This window comes from Mycobacterium sp. M23085, from assembly GCF_045343915.1.
In the GTDB taxonomy this organism is placed as follows: domain Bacteria; phylum Actinomycetota; class Actinomycetes; order Mycobacteriales; family Mycobacteriaceae; genus Mycobacterium.
The window spans coordinates 3,503,124-3,519,685 of sequence record NZ_CP174280.1 but is presented as its reverse complement, the minus strand read 5'-3'; the positions used below and the strand labels follow the sequence as shown (position 1 = coordinate 3,519,685).

General features: G+C 66.7%; 18 protein-coding genes, 1 tRNA gene and 2 pseudogenes. 7 read left to right on the top strand and 14 right to left on the bottom strand.

Translation table 11 applies throughout. The annotated features are described in order from the left end of the window. Positions 1-12: 12 nt before the first annotated feature. Both ACIUM1_RS16310 and ACIUM1_RS16305 read right to left on the bottom strand, forming a co-directional pair. Positions 13-1,284 (bottom strand): sulfotransferase family protein, encoded by a 1,272-nt coding sequence (locus ACIUM1_RS16310; RefSeq protein WP_406813685.1) that lies wholly within the window; start codon positions 1,282-1,284, stop codon positions 13-15. Between the two features lie 98 nt (positions 1,285-1,382). Further along, positions 1,383-1,765 (bottom strand): annotated as a pseudogene (locus tag ACIUM1_RS16305) (DUF2237 family protein). Between the two features lie 131 nt (positions 1,766-1,896). Here ACIUM1_RS16305 and ACIUM1_RS16300 point away from each other — a divergent pair. Then, positions 1,897-2,382: a TM2 domain-containing protein gene (locus ACIUM1_RS16300; protein ID WP_406813684.1), complete on the top strand. Its 486-nt coding sequence runs from the start codon at positions 1,897-1,899 to the stop codon at positions 2,380-2,382. A gap of 232 nt (positions 2,383-2,614) precedes the next feature. Beyond that, entirely contained in the window at positions 2,615-3,748 is a 1,134-nt protein-coding gene (locus tag ACIUM1_RS16295) for a cellulase family glycosylhydrolase (protein WP_406813683.1), read from the top strand. Positions 3,749-3,796: 48 nt separating this feature from the next. Here ACIUM1_RS16295 and ACIUM1_RS16290 read toward each other — a convergent pair whose 3' ends face one another. The 5 genes from ACIUM1_RS16290 to ACIUM1_RS16270 form a co-directional block, all read right to left on the bottom strand. Next, positions 3,797-4,273, bottom strand: coding sequence for a CAP domain-containing protein (locus ACIUM1_RS16290; RefSeq protein WP_406813682.1), 477 nt, complete (start codon positions 4,271-4,273; stop codon positions 3,797-3,799). Positions 4,274-4,391: 118 nt separating this feature from the next. After that, complete coding sequence (locus ACIUM1_RS16285) at positions 4,392-5,396, bottom strand: glycoside hydrolase family 6 protein (RefSeq protein WP_406813681.1); 1,005 nt, start codon at positions 5,394-5,396, stop codon at positions 4,392-4,394. A 71-nt stretch (positions 5,397-5,467) separates the two neighbouring features. Next, positions 5,468-5,557 (bottom strand) — tRNA-Ser (locus tag ACIUM1_RS16280). A 29-nt stretch (positions 5,558-5,586) separates the two neighbouring features. Further along, positions 5,587-6,045, bottom strand: coding sequence for a nucleoside deaminase (locus ACIUM1_RS16275; RefSeq protein WP_406813680.1), 459 nt, complete (start codon positions 6,043-6,045; stop codon positions 5,587-5,589). Continuing rightward, positions 6,042-6,563 carry a tRNA adenosine deaminase-associated protein gene (locus ACIUM1_RS16270; protein ID WP_406813679.1) on the bottom strand — a complete coding sequence of 174 codons (522 nt, stop codon included), beginning with the start codon at positions 6,561-6,563 and terminating at the stop codon, positions 6,042-6,044. Before ACIUM1_RS16270 ends, ACIUM1_RS16275 begins: the two co-directional genes overlap by 4 nt. Before the next feature lie 167 nt (positions 6,564-6,730). On the opposite strand from ACIUM1_RS16270, the gene ACIUM1_RS16265 reads away from it, so the two are divergent. Continuing rightward, entirely contained in the window at positions 6,731-7,636 is a 906-nt protein-coding gene (locus tag ACIUM1_RS16265) for a prephenate dehydrogenase (protein WP_406817706.1), read from the top strand. Here the strand turns inward: ACIUM1_RS16265 and ACIUM1_RS16260 are convergent. From ACIUM1_RS16260 to ACIUM1_RS16240, 5 genes and pseudogenes are all read right to left on the bottom strand, one after another. Then, a complete protein-coding gene (locus ACIUM1_RS16260; protein ID WP_406813678.1) occupies positions 7,599-8,198 on the bottom strand; it encodes a putative glycolipid-binding domain-containing protein in 600 nt (199 codons plus the stop codon). The genes ACIUM1_RS16265 and ACIUM1_RS16260 overlap by 38 nt on opposite strands. A 4-nt stretch (positions 8,199-8,202) precedes the next feature. Next, positions 8,203-8,915, bottom strand: a pseudogene (locus ACIUM1_RS16255) (ABC transporter permease). Then, positions 8,912-9,598: an ABC transporter permease gene (locus ACIUM1_RS16250; RefSeq protein ID WP_406813677.1), complete on the bottom strand. Its 687-nt coding sequence runs from the start codon at positions 9,596-9,598 to the stop codon at positions 8,912-8,914. Before ACIUM1_RS16250 ends, ACIUM1_RS16255 begins: the two are co-directional and overlap by 4 nt. A 2-nt stretch (positions 9,599-9,600) precedes the next feature. Continuing rightward, positions 9,601-10,713 carry an ABC transporter ATP-binding protein gene (locus ACIUM1_RS16245; RefSeq protein ID WP_406813676.1) on the bottom strand — a complete coding sequence of 371 codons (1,113 nt, stop codon included), beginning with the start codon at positions 10,711-10,713 and terminating at the stop codon, positions 9,601-9,603. A gap of 1 nt (position 10,714) precedes the next feature. Further along, entirely contained in the window at positions 10,715-11,632 is a 918-nt protein-coding gene (locus tag ACIUM1_RS16240; RefSeq protein WP_406817705.1) for an ABC transporter substrate-binding protein, read from the bottom strand. Between the two features lie 129 nt (positions 11,633-11,761). Between ACIUM1_RS16240 and ACIUM1_RS16235 the strand changes: the two genes are divergently transcribed. Then, positions 11,762-12,112 (top strand): lipopolysaccharide assembly LapA domain-containing protein, encoded by a 351-nt coding sequence (locus ACIUM1_RS16235; protein WP_406813675.1) that lies wholly within the window; start codon positions 11,762-11,764, stop codon positions 12,110-12,112. Here the strand turns inward: ACIUM1_RS16235 and ACIUM1_RS16230 are convergent. Both ACIUM1_RS16230 and ACIUM1_RS16225 read right to left on the bottom strand, forming a co-directional pair. Beyond that, a complete protein-coding gene (locus tag ACIUM1_RS16230; protein WP_406813674.1) occupies positions 12,109-13,158 on the bottom strand; it encodes a phosphotransferase family protein in 1,050 nt (349 codons plus the stop codon). The genes ACIUM1_RS16235 and ACIUM1_RS16230 overlap by 4 nt on opposite strands. A 63-nt stretch (positions 13,159-13,221) precedes the next feature. Beyond that, positions 13,222-13,860, bottom strand: coding sequence for a histidine phosphatase family protein (locus ACIUM1_RS16225; protein WP_406813673.1), 639 nt, complete (start codon positions 13,858-13,860; stop codon positions 13,222-13,224). A gap of 127 nt (positions 13,861-13,987) precedes the next feature. Between ACIUM1_RS16225 and ACIUM1_RS16220 the strand changes: the two genes are divergently transcribed. The 3 genes from ACIUM1_RS16220 to ACIUM1_RS16210 all read left to right on the top strand — a co-directional run bounded on the left by ACIUM1_RS16220 (position 13,988) and on the right by ACIUM1_RS16210 (position 16,555). Then, positions 13,988-14,659, top strand: coding sequence for a class I SAM-dependent methyltransferase (locus tag ACIUM1_RS16220; RefSeq protein WP_406813672.1), 672 nt, complete (start codon positions 13,988-13,990; stop codon positions 14,657-14,659). 71 nt (positions 14,660-14,730) lie between these two features. Beyond that, the gene (locus tag ACIUM1_RS16215) at positions 14,731-15,789 is read left to right on the top strand and encodes a phosphotransferase family protein (RefSeq protein WP_406813671.1); all 1,059 of its coding nucleotides are present in this window, start codon (positions 14,731-14,733) and stop codon (positions 15,787-15,789) included. Between the two features lies 1 nt (position 15,790). Next, positions 15,791-16,555, top strand: coding sequence for an SDR family NAD(P)-dependent oxidoreductase (locus tag ACIUM1_RS16210; protein WP_406813670.1), 765 nt, complete (start codon positions 15,791-15,793; stop codon positions 16,553-16,555). Positions 16,556-16,562 lie beyond the last annotated feature (7 nt).

Here is a 16,562-nt window from a genome sequence, read left to right as displayed (position 1 = left end):
CAGGTGACTCCTTCATTCGGGACGGACGTCGAACTTGTCGAAATAGAAGCCGAAACGGCTGCGCAGGTCCTCGGCGGAGGCGCCGAAGTGCCGCTCCAGTTCATAACGGATCCGGCCGTGTTTGCCCCGCGGATTACCATCCAGGTAGTGCTGGAAGCGTTGCTGCACCTTGGGCGGTAAGTCGACGCCGGCGCATCGGTAAAGCCGTTCAAGCACCGGCATTTCATTGCCGTTGAGCTGATGAAAGTTGATGTCGATGCCGCGTTCGGACGCCACCAGCTCGCGGTCGCGTACACATGCGCTGAGCAGCCGGTGCACGCGGTCGCTCCAATACTCCAGCAGCCATTGGGGGTCAATGCTGCGACGGCGCAACCGATCCGAGTACGCCATCATGGTGATCGCGGATTGGATCACCGCGACGGGATCTCGGTGGGTGAAAGCCACCGTGGCATCGGGGAAGGTCGCGATCAGCGGGCCCAGCTGTTCGCAGTGCTGCGGACTCTTGAGCACCCACGTCCGCGGCCCGCGCAGAAAGGTCAACGCCTGCAGCACTTTCTTCATGTAGGCGTAATGCCGGGCTTGATCGAGACCCAGGTAGTAGTCCCGCCAGTCGGGCACGCGCGCATGCCATTCCAGCACGTACGAGGCCAGATCGAGGTCGAGGAGCTCCACTTCCTCCTCGATCGCCTCGGGGAACCGGTCGTGCATGGCGGCCACCACGGGCGCGCTCGCCATGAGCGCATCGTGTTCCGATTTGGCGCGCGCGTACCGGGGATCGACGCCGAAGATGTCGGGGCCCTGCCCGAGCGCGGGGATGGGATCCTGGCTCTCCCAATACGGCAACGCGCGCCGGCGCGGGTCGGAGGCAATGAGATTGACCAGATGCGTGGTGCCGGAGCGCGGCATCCCGACGACGATGAATGGCCTCTCAATGGGGATGGACTCGATCTCGGGATACCGCCGGATGAGCTCGGTAAGCGACAACCGGTTGCGTAGCAGGCGCACAATTCGTTGGCGCAGCGAGCCACGGGTGAGCTGGCGCAGGCCTTCGTCGCCCTCGATCGCCGCGACGTGCGCGCGCAGGCGTTCGCCGAAGCCGTCGCTGTCGTCGAGGTGAACGGACCCGGCTACCAGGCCGGTCTGCTCTACGGCCTCCGCGAGCATCCGGTCGATGTCGAGGCTCACGGGCCTGGCTTCGGTGAATTCGAAAATCTGCCGCTGCACGTCGGTCAGCTGCGGCGCGGTCAAGTCGTCGAAGTCGATGTCGTCAACCGCAGACCCCACTCCGAACCCCTCTTCGACGCGTCAGGTGAGAAATATGACACAGACGCTAGCCGCGGTGGAGATACATCGGTCATCCACCTCACCGGCGGAGCCCGACGCTAAAGGTTGGCCAGATCGTCCGGAACGTCCACCTGGTGTTCTTGCAGCGCCTCCAGTGGCACCACTTCGAGCGTGCGCTCGTGAGTAGCAGCCAACACCACCGGCGCGGCGCACCCGTCGTGGTGAGCGCGCAGCCAGTTCAGCGCCGTCACGCACCAGCGGTCACCCGGGAGCAGGCCGGGAAACCGGTACTCGGGCACCGGCGTCAACAGGTCATTGCCGATGGAACGCTGGTGCTCCAAGAACTCCGCGGTCATCACCGCGCAGATCGTGTGCCAAGGTCCTGAGGGCCGGTCGAGCAACAACCGTCGCGGTAGAAACCGGTCAGCGGGTCTGTGCCGCACGCTTCCAGCGGACCGCCTAACACATTTCGATCGGGCACCCGCTCAGTATTGCGCTCTTCGGGGCGAAGTTATAAGTAATCGCACATACTGCGCTGTCAGGTTTTTCCGACGCTGGTGCCGGCGGCCGCCGGTGTGGACGCCCGGACGGCGGACGTGTTAACTCGAATCGATGTCGACACCGCCCAACCCACCCGAGAATCGTCCCGATGAGCCGCCCTGGGGGTGGCAGCCGCCGCCCGGTTACGGATCACAGCCGAATCCGTACGCCCCGCCGCCACCGCCGGGGTACCCGCCCCCACAGGCTTACCCCGGCCACTCCGGCTATCCGGGGTATCCGGGATACGCCGGCTATGTTGACCCGCAGGCGCCCTTCGGCCGGGATCCGGTTAGTGGGCTGCCGCTGTCGGACAAGTCTGCTACCACGGCCGGCTTGCTTCAGCTGTTCCTCGGCGTGTTCGGCATCGGCCGCTTTTATATCGACTCGACTCAGATCGCGGTGGCGCAGCTGTGCCTCGGCCTGTTCGGAGTCTTGTTCAGCCTGTTCTGTTTTCTGGGTTTCCCGGTCCTACTCGGCAGCATCGTCTGGGCCATCGTCGACGCGATCTTGATCTTCACCGGCAGCGTCAAAGACAACCACGGTCGCAAGTTGCGTTAGATGCTTGAGACTGGACAACGTTTTGGATTGTCCGGCAACATGTTTGGCGTCTCCTTGGCGCGAGATTTTAACCTGGGCAGGTGCGCAACGGCCTGGGGCGCGCCGGTGCCGGTGGTTACGGATTGGTCACGATCACGGCGGAAAGTCGCCGCTCGATGACGGTGCTGACGAACCTGCCGCGACGCGCTGAGTAAATCCCGGGGAAATCGCCCCGAAAACTTATCGTCACATCGTGGAACGACGCACGGCCCTGAAACTCCCTCTGCTACTGGCGGCGGGCGCCGCAGTTGCCCGGATGCCCCGGGCCTCCGCGGAGGAAACGGGCCGGTGGTCACCCGAGCGCGCCAACCGTTGGTACCAAGCGCAGGGCTGGCTCGTTGGAGCAAACTACATTCCGGCCAACGCCATCAACCAGCTCGAGATGTTTCAGCCCGATACCTTCGACCCGCGGCGCATCGACACCGAGCTCGGCTGGGCGCAGTTCTACGGCCACAACACCGCCCGGGTGTTCCTGCATGATCAGCTCTGGGCGGCCGATCAGCGCGGCTTCCAAACGCGCCTTGGGCAATTCGTCGACATCGCGGCGCGCCACCGCATCAAACCACTGTTCGTGTTCTTTGACTCCTGCTGGGATCCGCAGCCCCGAGCGGGACGCCAGCGCGCGCCCAGACCCGGCGTGCACAATTCGGGGTGGGCGCAGAGCCCGGGCGCCGAGCGCCTCGGCGACCCGAAGTACATCCCGGTCATGCGCGACTACGTCACCGCGGTGATGACTCAATTTCGCAACGACAACCGGGTTTTGGGCTGGGACCTGTGGAACGAGCCCGACAATCCCGCGCGCCAATACCGCAATACCGAACGAAGCGATAAGGAGCAACTGGTCACCAACCTGCTCCCCCAGGTCTTTCGCTGGGCGCGGGCGGTGGATCCCAGCCAGCCGCTGACAAGCGGTGTGTGGCGCGGGGATTGGGGTCAGCCACAGGGGCGCAGCGCGATAAGCGACATTCAGTTGGCCAACGCCGACGTGATCACCTTCCACTCCTACGCCGGGCCGGCCGGGTTCGAGAACCGGATCAACGAGCTCACCCCGCTGGGCCGTCCCATCCTGTGCACGGAATACATGGCGCGACCCCAGGGCAGCACCGTTGAATCGATCCTGCCGGTCGCCAAGCGCCACAACGTCGGCGCGATCAACTGGGGCCTGGTCGCCGGCAAGACCCAGACCTATTTCCCTTGGGACTCATGGGATCACCCCTACACCTCGGTCCCGAAGGTGTGGTTCCATGACCTGATCAGGCCCGAGGGACGGCCGTTCCAAGACATCGAAGCGCTGACGGTGCGAAAGCTGGCCGGTAGCCAGACCTGAGAAGACCCGCACGGCCGTGGCACTAAAACAGCCTGTACCGCAGTGACTTTACGACGCCGCGAAGTCGCCGACTGCGGTCATCTTGTTGCCGTCCCAGGCGGTGGCAAAGCCGCCCGCGTTATATGCACAGTTCAAAATGATGTCTCGGTGTGGCGGACTCTGCATCCACATGTCGAGCGCTTCCTTGGGAGTCGCAGCGGATCCGGTGCCCCAGAAGACGATCTCACCGGAGTACCTGGTTCTGTAGCCCGCAGCGGTGATTCGCGCCTGCGGTGACGAGCCATCCGAACCGATGTGTCCGCTCAGCCCGTTGCGCAGCATGTCGTCGGCGTGCTGCTGCGCCGCTTCCGTCAGGCGCGGGTCGTCGCTGATCGGCCCGCATCCCGGGCGAAGCCGGTTGATGCCGTTGTACAGCGCCGTCGCCGCATCGTCTGCGCGCGCGACCAAACCGGCGACTGCGCTGGAACCGGTGATGAGCACCGTGCAGATCGAGAAGACCGCGAAGAACTGAAGTTTCCTCGTCATGTTGCCTCGTGCCCGCATGCTCGGTTTATCTGTTTTTGGTAACGAAATGTTACCGGCCTGCGACCATCAAGGGGCGAGAAATCCAGAACCCGTTCGCGGACTCAGGCGCGAGCGCCTATCAGTGCCCGACGTTATGGACCAGATCGATGGCGTACTGATTCACGAAGTTGCCCGCCGGCGGATCACCTTTGCCGCATGTTCCATCGGACTCACCGGGACGTTTGATCCACAGGTAGGCGTCGGCGTGCGCGCCCGCGGTAGCCGCGGTCGGCGGGGTACCCAGGGCCCGGCCGCTCGGATTGCACCAGTTGAGCTCGGAGTCGGGTGCCGGCCCGGCACCGTTGCGCGACGTGTCGATCACGTAATGCGAACCATTCGTGAGCCCCGAAATGGCCTCGCCGTAGCCGATTTCGTCCTCGGTGGTGAAGAAGTTCGCGGTGTTGACGCTGAAGCCGCGGGCGTGGCCGACGCCGGCCTGGTTGAGCCTGGCGGCCATGTCCTCGGGGCTATGCCAGCGCAGGTGACCGGCATCGATGTATACGGCCGCGTTCGGATCTCGGGTGAACGTGTCGACGGCGTAACGAACCAGGTCGAAGCGTTCCTGGCGCGCATCACCCGACAGGCAGTCGGCCATGGCGAGCGCATCTGGTTCGACGATGATGGCCACCCGCGAGGCGCCCACACCGGACGCAATGCCGTTGATCCACCCCCGGTAGTCGTCGGCCGACGCCATGCCACCCGCGGCGAAGCTGCCGCAGTCGCGGTGCGGGATGCCGTAGACCGCCAGGACCGGGATGGCGCCGGCGGCGTTCGCGTCACCGACGTACTTTCCGACCGTGCCCGCCGAACCGCCCGGGACGATCCAGTACGCCTGCGGCGTGTTGGCGATGGTGGTCAGCTCGGGACTGGGTGGATCGGCGCTCTGCGCGGCGCGCATGGCGGCCGACGTCGGGTTGACATAGAACGGCGCCCCGGCCAACGGGTCGCCGTCGGCGACCAAGCGCATCGTCGGGGCGGAATGGACCTGCATCGGGTCGACAACCAGACCCAGGCCGGCCAAGGCCGCAGCCGTGACGAAGGGGACGATCCACCGCGCGGCTACACCAGCAGCTGAAAAGTTCACCTCAGGAAAATTAGTGGGTCGCAAGCATCGGGCGCCAATCGGCCCGGGCGGGTGATGGCGCAGCTAGGTTTTGGCGGTGGCGGAGGGATTTGAACCCTCGGACGGTTTTAGCCGTCACACGCTTTCGAGGCGTGCTCCTTAGGCCGCTCGGACACGCCACCGCCGAGCAGCTTACCCAACCGAGGGCCCGTCACCCCAATCGCTGGCGGGCGAAGAAGGCCTCCAGTGGCGCGGCACACTCCTGCGCCAGCACACCACCGCGCACTTCAGGGCGGTGATTGAGCCGCCGATCGCGAACCACATCCCACAACGATCCGACCGCTCCCGTCTTGGGCTCCCAGGCCCCGAACACCAAGCGACCGATGCGCGACAGCACCAGCGCGCCCGCGCACATGGTGCACGGTTCGACGGTGACCGCCAGCGTGGCGCCCTGCAGCCGCCACCCGTCACCGAGTACCCCGGCCGCCGCGCGCAGCGCCAAGATCTCGGCGTGGGCCGTCGGGTCACCCAGGGCCTCGCGGGCATTGACCGCGCGGGCCAGTTCGATCCCGTCGGCGCTGATCACCACCGCACCGATGGGCACGTCACGAGGACCCGCCGTCGCGGCAGCCGACAGCGCGGACCGAATCAGGTCTTCGTCAGCGATCACCGACCGAGGCGGTCGATCACCGCCGACAGCTGATCGGCGAAGCCCATCTCGCGGGCGATGCGGCCCAGCTGCTCGTCGGCGTACAGATCGGTCTCGTCGACGATCACCCCGAGCACCGCCTCGGGCAGCCCGATGTCGGACAGCAGGCCCAAGTCGCCCTCCTCGAAGGGATCCGAGTCCTCGAGGTCTTCGGGATCGATGTCGGCGTCCAGCTTGTCGAGCACTTCCGCCGCGATGTCGTAGTCCAGCGCGGCGGTGGCGTCCGAAAGCAACAACCGGGTTCCCGACGGCGCCGGCCGCACGATGACGAAGAATTCGTCGTCCACATCCAGCAGCCCGAAAACCGCCCCGGAACTGCGCAATTCACGCAGCTCCGTCTCGGCGGCCGCCAGGCTCAGCAGCGACTTACGGGCCATCGGAGCACAGCGCCACTGCCCCTCTTCACGCACCACCGCGACGCCGAACCCGTCCGGCGTGTCCGCGGACAGGCCTTGGGCAGAGGCCCGTTGTGCTCCCATGGCCGCTTACGGTAGTCCCCGACCAGGCCGCTGACCAGATGGCTCCCGCCACCACCAGATCTGACGCCGCCGTAGCCGACCGGATGTGCCAACCTTGAAAAGTGGCGAGCACTCGAACCAAGACACCGGTCTGCGTGCTCGGGCTGGGTCTGATCGGTGGCTCGATCATGCGGGCCGCCACGGAAGCCGGCCGTGAGGTGTTCGGCTATAACCGCTCGGTAGAGGGCGCGCAGGCCGCGACCGCCGACGGCTTTGACGCCAGCACCGATCTGACCGCGACTTTGTCGCGAGCCGCCGACTCCAGGGCCTTGATCGTGCTGGCCGTGCCGATGCCGGCGATGGCGGGCATGCTCGCCCACATCAAAGGCGCCGCCCCGGCGTGTCCGCTGACCGACGTCACCAGCGTCAAACAGGCGGTGCTCGACCAGGTCGTCGCGGCCGGTCTGCGGGAACGCTTCGTCGGGGGCCACCCGATGGCGGGCACCGCCCATTCGGGTTGGACCGCCGGGTATGCCGGGTTGTTCGCCGGGGCCCCGTGGGTGGTTTGCGTCGACGATCACGTCGACCCGGCGGTCTGGTCGACGGTGGTGACCTTGGCGCTGGACTGCGGCGCGGTGGTGGTGCCGGCCCGCTCCGACGAACACGACGCCGCGGCGGCGGCCATCTCGCATCTGCCGCACCTGCTCGCCGAGGCGCTGGCCGTCGTCGCCGGCGACGTCCCGCTGGCCTTTGCGCTGGCCGCCGGCTCCTTCCGGGACGGGACCCGGGTGGCGGCCACCGCGCCGGACCTGGTCCGGGCGATGTGCGAAAGCAACTCCGACCAACTGGTGCCGACGGCCGACCGCGTCATCGAGTTGCTGACCCGCGCCCGCGAATCACTGGCTGCCCATAATTCGGTCGCCGAGCTCACCGAGGCCGGCCATGCCGCGCGGACGCGTTACGACAGCTTCCCGCGCTCCGACATCTTCCACGTCATCGTCGGCGCGGAGAACTGGCGTCAGGAGTTGGCCGCCGCGGGCCGCGCCGGCGGGGTGATCAGATCCGCTCTGCCAAGCCTGGATAGTCGACGATGAATCCTTCATCGTCGACGCTCACGGTGGTGTCGGCGATCGGCGAGCGCAACTTGATCTCGTCGGGGCTACCGGTGCTGCTGTAGCTCACGGTGTCCGCGGTGATGGACATCTCGGGCACGTTCACATAGACCACGGGCAGCGTGACCGAGGCCGCTCGCTGGTGCAACCCGAGCCGTCGGATAGGCAGCGCGTTGAAGAACGGGCTGAACTCCACGTCGACGTCGAGAGCACCGTTGTAGGCCGCGCGGCGTTCGCCCTGATGGTCGGTGACCAGCCACATGTTCTCTTCGTCGCGGGCGAAGGAGAAGACGCGCTCGCGCTCGGCCAGAGTCACGGTCATCCCGAGCCGCTTGGTGGCACCGGCCTCATCAGTCAGCAGGTCGTAGTAAGCGCCGAACGCCGGGTGGGAGTCGGTGGCGGCGGCAATGATGCGGCCATTGGCCTTGATCCTGTTGCCGGACACCTGGACTCGTACCGATTCCATTCGAGGAGCATCCTGTGCGCGCCAGGTGAGCATCGCCTGCCACACGCGGCGAGACGGTTCAGAGGGGGCTGCGTTCACTCATCTACCGTAAGACGTGCCCGCCAACCGCGGCGGAAGTGCCCGGTGTGTTCGCCGCATCCGCCCTGTGCCCGGCACCGCGACCCATACCGCCAGAGCCAGCAGTCCGTCGAGCACCAGCGCCAACGCCGCTACCATCAGCGCCCCCACCAGGGCGAGATGAAACTCACGTTCTTTGACCCCGTCGATCAGGTACCTGCCCAGGCCGCCGAGGCTGGCGTAGGCGGCCACCGTTGCGGTGGCGACCACCTGCAGGGTCGCGTTGCGCAGCCCGCCCAGGATCAACGGCAACGCGTTCGGCACCTCCACGCGCAGCAGCACCTGCGCCTCGGTCATGCCCATCGCCCTCGCGGCATCGACGACCGTCGGCTCGACATTGGCGATTCCCGCATAGGTGCCGGCCAACAACGCCGGCACCCCCAGCAGCATCAGCGCCACCAGCGACGGCCCCAGGCCCAGCCCGAACAGCAGGGTCCCGAACAGCAGCACCCCCAGCGTCGGAAGCGCCCGCAACCCGTTGACGGCTCCCACCACCAGCAGGCTGCCCCGCCCGGTGTGGCCGATGATCAGGCCGACGGGAATCGCGATCAGCGCCGAGGCGCCCACCGCCAGGGCGGTGTACTCCAGGTGCTCCAGGATGCGCGCCGCGAGCCCGACCGGCCCCGTCCAGTTGTCGGCGGTCAGCAGAAAAGAGACCGCCCGCGCTACGAAGTTCATCGCGCTCCGCCCACCACCGGCGCAACGACCGAGCGATGGCCGGCGCCGCGCGTCGCGGATGCCCACGGTGTCGCCAGCCGGCCGGCCAGCACGATGAACACGTCGATCACCACCGCCAGCACGAACAGCGCAAGGATGCCGGCCATGATCTGATCGCTCTTGTTGGTCTGGTACCCCTGGGTGAACCAACTGCCCAGCCCACCGATGCCGATGACCGAACCGACGGAGACCATCGCGATATTGGTGACCACCACCACCCGAAGCCCGGCGATGAGCACCGGAACAGAAAGCGGCAGTTCGACTTTCAGCATCCGTCTGATCGACGAGTAGCCGACCGCGGTGGCGGCGTCGCGAACCTGCGCGGGCACCGCGTCCAGCGCCTCGAGCACCGCACGCACCAGCAGCGCGGCCGTGTAGGCCGTCAACGCGACCATCACGTTGGCCTCGTCGAGGATGCGAGTCCCGATGAGCATCGGCAACACCACGAACAAAGCCAGTGACGGGATGGTGAACACGACGCTGGCCGCCGCCGTCGTCAGCCGACGCGCAAATCGCTTGCGTTGCACCAGCATGCCCAGCGGCAGCGCGATCGCCAGCCCGATCAGCACCGGCACCAACGACAGCCGCAGGTGCACCACGGTCAGCCCCCAAGCGTCGTCGAGATGGGTCAGCAGATAGTGCATCGCTATGTTCTCCGAGGTTTCGCCGAGCCCAACCGTCGAGAGTCCACCGCGGCCAGCACGTCGGCGGCCAGCACACCGCCGATCACCTTGCCACCGTCGTCGACGGCGACACCAACGCCCGACGGCGAGGACAGCGCCGCGTCCAGCGCCTGGCTCAGATTGCCCCGCGGCCGAAACAACGATCCGACCCCGCTCATGCTGTCGGACAACGCCGCACCGTCGCGGTGCCGACGCAGTCCCCGGTCGTCGATCCAGCCGATCGGAACTCCGGCGTGGTCGACCACGACGGCCCAGCCGTCGGAAAGCTCTGCCGCGGAGAGCTTCTCGGCAGAGATCCGTTCGATGTCGTGCAACGGCAGCCCATCGGCATCGAGGAGTTGCAGCCACCGATAACCACGCCCCAGACCGATGAATCGGGACACGAAATCGTTGGCCGGGCGTGACAGCAGCCGGGCGGGATCGTCGTACTGCTGTAGCGAACCGCCCTTGAACACCGCCACCCGTTCACCGAGCCGCAACGCCTCATCGATGTCGTGCGTGACGAAGACGATCGTCTTGTGCAATTCACCCTGCAACCGCAATATTTCGTTTTGCAGGTCGTGGCGAACCACCGGGTCGACGGCGGAGAACGGCTCGTCCATCAGCAGGATCGGCGGGTCGGCGGCCAGCGCGCGCGCCACGCCGACCCGTTGTTGCTCGCCACCGGAGAGCTGCGCGGGATAGCGGGTCGCGAGTCGAGCGTCCAGCCCAACCCGTTCGAGCACCTCGTAGGCGGCCTTGCGGGCGGCCCGGCGTGGCTGACCCCGCAGGACGGGAACGGTTGCCACATTGTCGATTACCCGTTGGTGGGGCATCAGCCCCGCGTGCTGGATGACGTATCCGATGCCCAGGCGCAGTTTCACCGGGTCGTGGCTGGACACGTCGACGCCGTCGATCGTGATGGTGCCCGAGGTGGGCTCGATCATCCGGTTGATCATGCGCAGCGCCGTGGTCTTGCCGCTTCCGGAGGACCCGACGAACACGGTCAGCTTGCCGGTGGGGACGGCCAGGCTGAGCTGGTGCACGGCGGTGGTCCCGTCGGCGAAGACCTTGCTGACATCATCGAAGATGATCAAGTCATCCTCCGATCGGGTGGTTGAAGCCGTTGTCCCCGACCCAGTTTCGCGCCGCCTGGTCGGGGTCGATGCCCGAGTTCCCCGACACCGCGGCGTTGAGTCCGGCGACACCCGAGGTGGTCAGCTTCGCCGACACCGCATCCAGCACATCCTTGAGCCGGCCTGACTGCTTCTGCGAATTGACCAGCGGCACAATGTTTCCGGCCAGAAAATTGTGCTCGGGGTCGTCGAGCACCACCAGATGGTTCTGCGGTATGGCCGGAGACGTGGTGAAGATGTTGGCGGCGTTCACCCTTCCTTCGATCAGTGCACGCACCGTGACCGCGCCGCCGCCGTCGTCGATCGCCACGAAGTGGCCCGGCTTGATGTCGAGTCCGTACTTCTGCCGCAGCCCGGGCAGCCCGGCCGGCCGGGTGGCGAACGCCGCGGGCGCCCCGAATCGCACGTCGGCCGAATGGACGGCCAGATCCCCGATTGCCTTCAAGTTCCAGTAGGTCGCCGTCTGCCCGGTCACGGTGACCGTATCGGTGTCGGTGGCCGGAGCGGGCGTCGTGATTGACAGGTCGCCGGGCAGGCGCTGGTCGAGCTCGCGCTCGACCGCGTCGAGCGTGGTGGCGGTGGACTGCGGCGCAAAATAGAGCAACAGATTGCCGATGTACTCCGGCACCAGGTCGATGGAATGGTCTTTCAGCGCAGGGATATACGTCTCCCGGCTGCCGATGCCCATTCGCTTCCCCACCTCAAAACCGTTGGCCTGCAAGGCTTGTGCGTAGATCTCGGCGATGATCTGCGATTCCGGGAAGTCACCGGAGCCGACGACGATGGAGTTGCGGCTTCGGACCTGCGTTCCCAATGGATCGGAATTGCTGCACGCCGCAACGACGGACATCGCCATGAGTAATGCTGCCGCCCGTGTCATCACGTTCCACAGGCGCGGCGCTGCCGTCATACCGCCGACCCTAACGCCCCAATCGCACCGGCGCCGCCCGCCAGGATTGGTTGCGGCGAATCGGTTTCATTCTGCTCCGGATAGGGCAAAGATGGCAGTATGAGCAGCCAAAATCCTGCCTCGCCCGGGCAACCGCCCCCGAAACCCGCCCCCGCGGCCACGACCGGCGCACCCGCCAAGGAACCGGCCATCGGGTTCACCCGCGCCGGCGCGCTGTGGTCGTCGCTGATCGGCGGCTTCGTGATCCTGATCCTGTTGCTGATCTTCATCACCCAGAACACGACGCCGACGGACTTCCAGTTCTTGGGGTGGCACTGGAGCCAGCCCAAGGGTGTGGCGATCTTGTTGGCGGCCGTGGTGGGCGGGCTGATCACGGTCGCGGTCGGCACCGCACGAATCCTGCAACTGCGCCGCGCGGCCAAAAGGCAGCACGCGGCCGCCGTCCGCTAGCCGGGCAGCTTGGCCAATTCGGCCAGACCCCGGGAGATCAGCGGCGCCACCACCTCGGGTGCGTGCTCGGAGTCGCCGACGCCGCGTGCCTGATCCGACATCCGCCGGCGGAAGTCGATGCCCGCGGCGATGATGGCGAGCTTGAAATAAGCCAGCGCCATGTAGAACTCCCAATGCGCCAGCGGTATCCCGGCCACCAGCGAATACCGGTCGGCCAGTTCGTCGGCCGTCGGCAACAGCGGTGACGTCCACGCGGCCTGCGCATTGACGATCAAATCCAGGGCGGGGTCGCGGTACACGCACATCAGGGCCGCGTCGGACAGCGGATCCCCCAGCGTCGAGAGCTCCCAGTCGACGACCGCACGAACCTTCGTCGGGTCGTCGGCGTCCAGAATCGTGTTATCGATCCGGTAGTCGCCGTGCACGATCGACGTGCGGCTCTGCTGCGGAATGGCCTCGCCCAGGCCGGCATGCAGTCGCTCCACGTCGGCATCGCGCCGATCGTCCGGCAACCGCACCAGCGACCATTGCGAGCCCCATCGCCGCACCTGGCGCTCCAGATAGCCGCTGGGCTTACCGAAATCGGCCAAGCCGACGGCGTCCGGGTCCACATTGTGGAGGTCCACCAGCACCCGGATCAACGAGTCGACACAACCTTCGATGACGGTGTGACTGAACGATTCGAGTTGACCGCGACGGCGCACCACCTGCCCGGCGACGAATTCGACGATCTGGAAGGGCGCGCCCAGCACCGAGTCGTCGTTGCAGAGCCCGATCGTGCGCGCCACCGGAACCGGTGTGTCCTGCAGCGCCGCAACGACGCGGTACTCGCGCGCCATGTCGTGCGCCGACGGGGTCAACCCGTGCAGCGGTGGCCGGCGCACCAGCCAACTGGTGCTGTCGTCGTAGACGCGGAACGTCAGATTGGAGCGCCCGCCGGAAATGAAGTCCGCCCGCAACTCGCCATCGCGCCCGATCCCGAGCGAGCGCAGGTAGGAGTCCAGCGAGGCCAGGTCGAGCCCCTCGAGTTGGTCAGCTGAGGTCACCGGACTTGTCTACCACCGCCGCGCCCGACCCGGTGCACCACCTGCGATTTGCCGGTCTTTCACTCATCGCGCACCGCGGCCCGCGTCGTCGTCGAGCAGCCTTTGGTTTCGCGGCAACAGGTCCCAGACGTGTTCGGTGGTGTTGACCGCGGCGACCGTCGGCTGACCGGACCGGGAGAACAACAACCGGGTGACCGACGCGTAGTCGACGGGAAAGGACAGCAGCCGGGCGGTGCCGAGGATTTCGTGCAGGAGGACGTTGATGACCCCGCCGTGGCTGAACACCGCGACCGTGTCGTCGGGGTCGCCGGCGGCGACCAGGTCGTCGACCGCGGCGCGCACCCGGGCCCGGAATGCGTCCTCGTCGACCGCGCTGGGCAGATGTCCCTGGGCCAGGCGCGCCCACTCTTCGGGCATCTCCGCCCGGATCTGCTCGACGGGAATGTACACCGGCAGGTCGCGGTCGTACTCGGCGAAGCGATCGTCGATCTCGACGGCCAGCCCGCGATCCGCTGCCACCGGTTCGGCGGTCTGGATCGCTCGGCGCTGCGGACTGCTCACCACTCGCGCGATCGGAAACCTGGCGAGCGCCTTGGGTAGTCGCTCGATCTGGGCCAACCCTTGCTCCGACAGGTCCGGATCGGAACCTTGGCCGTGTTCGCTGCGCAGCGGCAGCGCGTGCCGGACCAGAAGCACTTGCATGTTTCGTCCTGTCTCGTCGAAAGGTTGTGCCGGTCCGAAGTCTCTCATCGCCCCTTGCCCGTCGCCCAGGGCGTGCACAATGACATCGCTGTACCCAGCTCAGCGAGCTCGATGCCGAGGAGGACGGATGACCGAACCGGAGAGGGATTGGGACGCCACCTACCGGCAACCGGCGCCCCCGCCGTGGAGCATCGGCCGGCCGCAACCGGAACTGGCGCTGCTCATCGATGAAGGCAAGGTGCGCAGTGAGGTGCTGGATTCCGGTTGTGGCCATGCCGCACTTGCGCTGACGCTTGCCGCACTCGGCCACACGGTTGTCGGCCTGGACGCCAGCGCGACCGCGATCGCCGCCGCCACCGCCGCGGCCGCCGAGCGCGGACTCACCACGGCGACGTTCGCTCAGGCCGACGTCACCGACTTCGATGGCTATGACGGCCGCTTCTCCACCATCCTGGACAGCGGGCTGTTTCACGCGCTGCCGCCCGACCGGCGCCAAAACTATCTGTGGTCGATCTTTCGGGCCGCCGCTCCAGGAGCGTCGCTGTACATCCTGGCCTTCGCGGCCGGCGCACTGGACGACGCTCATTCGGACCGGCCGGGGCCGCCCGGGTTCAGTGAATCCGAGTTGCACGACGCCGTCGCGACCATGTGGCGGGTCGACGACGTTCGCGCGGCGAAGGTGTACGGCAGAGACGACACGACCGGGTCGCCCGATGGTCCGCTGGCCCACCTCGACCATGACGACGAGGGCCACTTCATGGCGCCGGGGTTCCTGCTCAGCGCGCACAAACCGGGCTGATGGCCGTAGGCGGCCAGCTCGGAGAATGCTATTCTCCGGATGGAGATTCTGATGTGTAGGAGGGTTGGCCGGTGGCTCACGTGGGTGAAGCGGGACTCGACGCGGGCGTGCTCGCCCGGTGGCTGGATGCCAACGGTGCGCCCGGTGCTGGCGAAGAGCCACAGCTGACCCAGCTGAAGGGCGGTTCGCAGAACACGCTCTATCTGATCGAGCGTGGCGGCCGCCGGATGGTGTTGCGGATGCCCGGTGCCCGCGCCGACGCGGCGCGCATCGACGGGCTGCTGCGGGAGATCCGCCTGGTGCGGGCGCTATCCGGCACCGACGTCCCGCACGCGGCGCTGATCGCGGCCGACGACACCGGCGGCGTTCTCGGGATGCCGTTCTACGTCATGCAGGCGATCGACGGGTGGAGCCCGATGGATGGCGGGTGGCAATCTCCGTTCGACACCGACCTCGAGGCCCGGCGCGGCCTGGCCTTCCAATTGGTCGACGGCGCCGCCAAGCTGGGCCGGGTGGATTGGCGCAAACAAGGACTCGAAGGCTTCGGCCGCCCCGATGGATTCCACGAGCGGCAGGTCGATCGCTGGCTGGCGTTTCTCGATGCCTACCAGGTCCGCGAGCTGCCGGGCCTGGACGAGGCGTCCGACTGGCTGCGGCGCAACCGTCCGGCGAAATACCGGGCCGGCATCATGCACGGCGACTATCAATTCGCCAATGTGATGTTCGCGCATGGCGAGCCGGCGCGCCTGGCCGCGATCGTCGACTGGGAGATGACCACCGTCGGCGATCCGCTGCTCGATCTGGCGTGGTGCCTGCTGGGCTATGACGGTGAAAAGCCGCGCGAGGACGGCTTTTATCTCGACATGCGCGGGATGCCCACGCGCAGCGAGCTTTTGGACCACTACGAGACGGTCAGCGGGCTGTCGACCGAGAACATCGACTACTACCTGGTGCTGGCCAACTGGAAACTGGGCATCGTGCTGGAGAAGACGTATGCGGCGGGGGTGAGGACCGGAGGCCAAAAAGGAGGAGTCGACCCGAAAATCACCGACGCGTTCGGTCCGATGATTCTGCAGCTCATCGCGACGGCGGCCGAGTTGTCTCGATCGCTACCCACCACGGGGTCATGAAATGGGTTACGCCGATCAGCTTTTCGACCTCACCGACCGGGTAATCCTGATCACCGGGGGCAGCCGCGGACTGGGGCGTGAGATGGCTTTCGGCGCGGCCCGTTGCGGCGCGGACGTGGTGATCGCCAGCCGTAACATGGACAACTGCGTGTCCACCGCCAAGGAGATCGAGGCCGAGACCGGGCGCTCGGCCATGCCGTATCAGGTCCACGTGGGGCGCTGGGATCAGCTCGACGGTCTGGTCGAGGCGACCTACGAACGATTCGGCAAGGTCGACACGCTGATCAACAACGCGGGTATGTCCCCGTTGTACGACAAGCTCACCGACGTCACAGAGAAGTTGTTCGACGCCGTGGTGAATCTCAACCTCAAGGGCCCATTCAGGTTGTCCGCGTTGGTGGGTGAACGCATGGTGGCGGCCGGCCGCGGCTCGGTGATCAACGTCAGCACGGCCGGCTCGCTGCGACCGACGCCTGACATCATCCCCTACGCCGCGGCCAAGGCCGGGCTGAACGCCATGACCGAAGCGTTGGCGAAGGCGTTCGGGCCGGCGGTGCGGGTCAACACGCTGATGGCCGGGCCGTTTCTCACCGACGTGAGCAAGGCCTGGAATCTCGAGGCCGCCGAACAGAATCCGTTCAAGCATCTTTCGCTGCAGCGCGCCGGCGACCCGCGTGAAATCGTCGGGGCGACGCTGTTCCTGGCGTCCGACGCGTCCAGCTTCACCACCGGCTCGATCCTGCGGGCCGACGGCGGAATCCCTTAACGAGCAG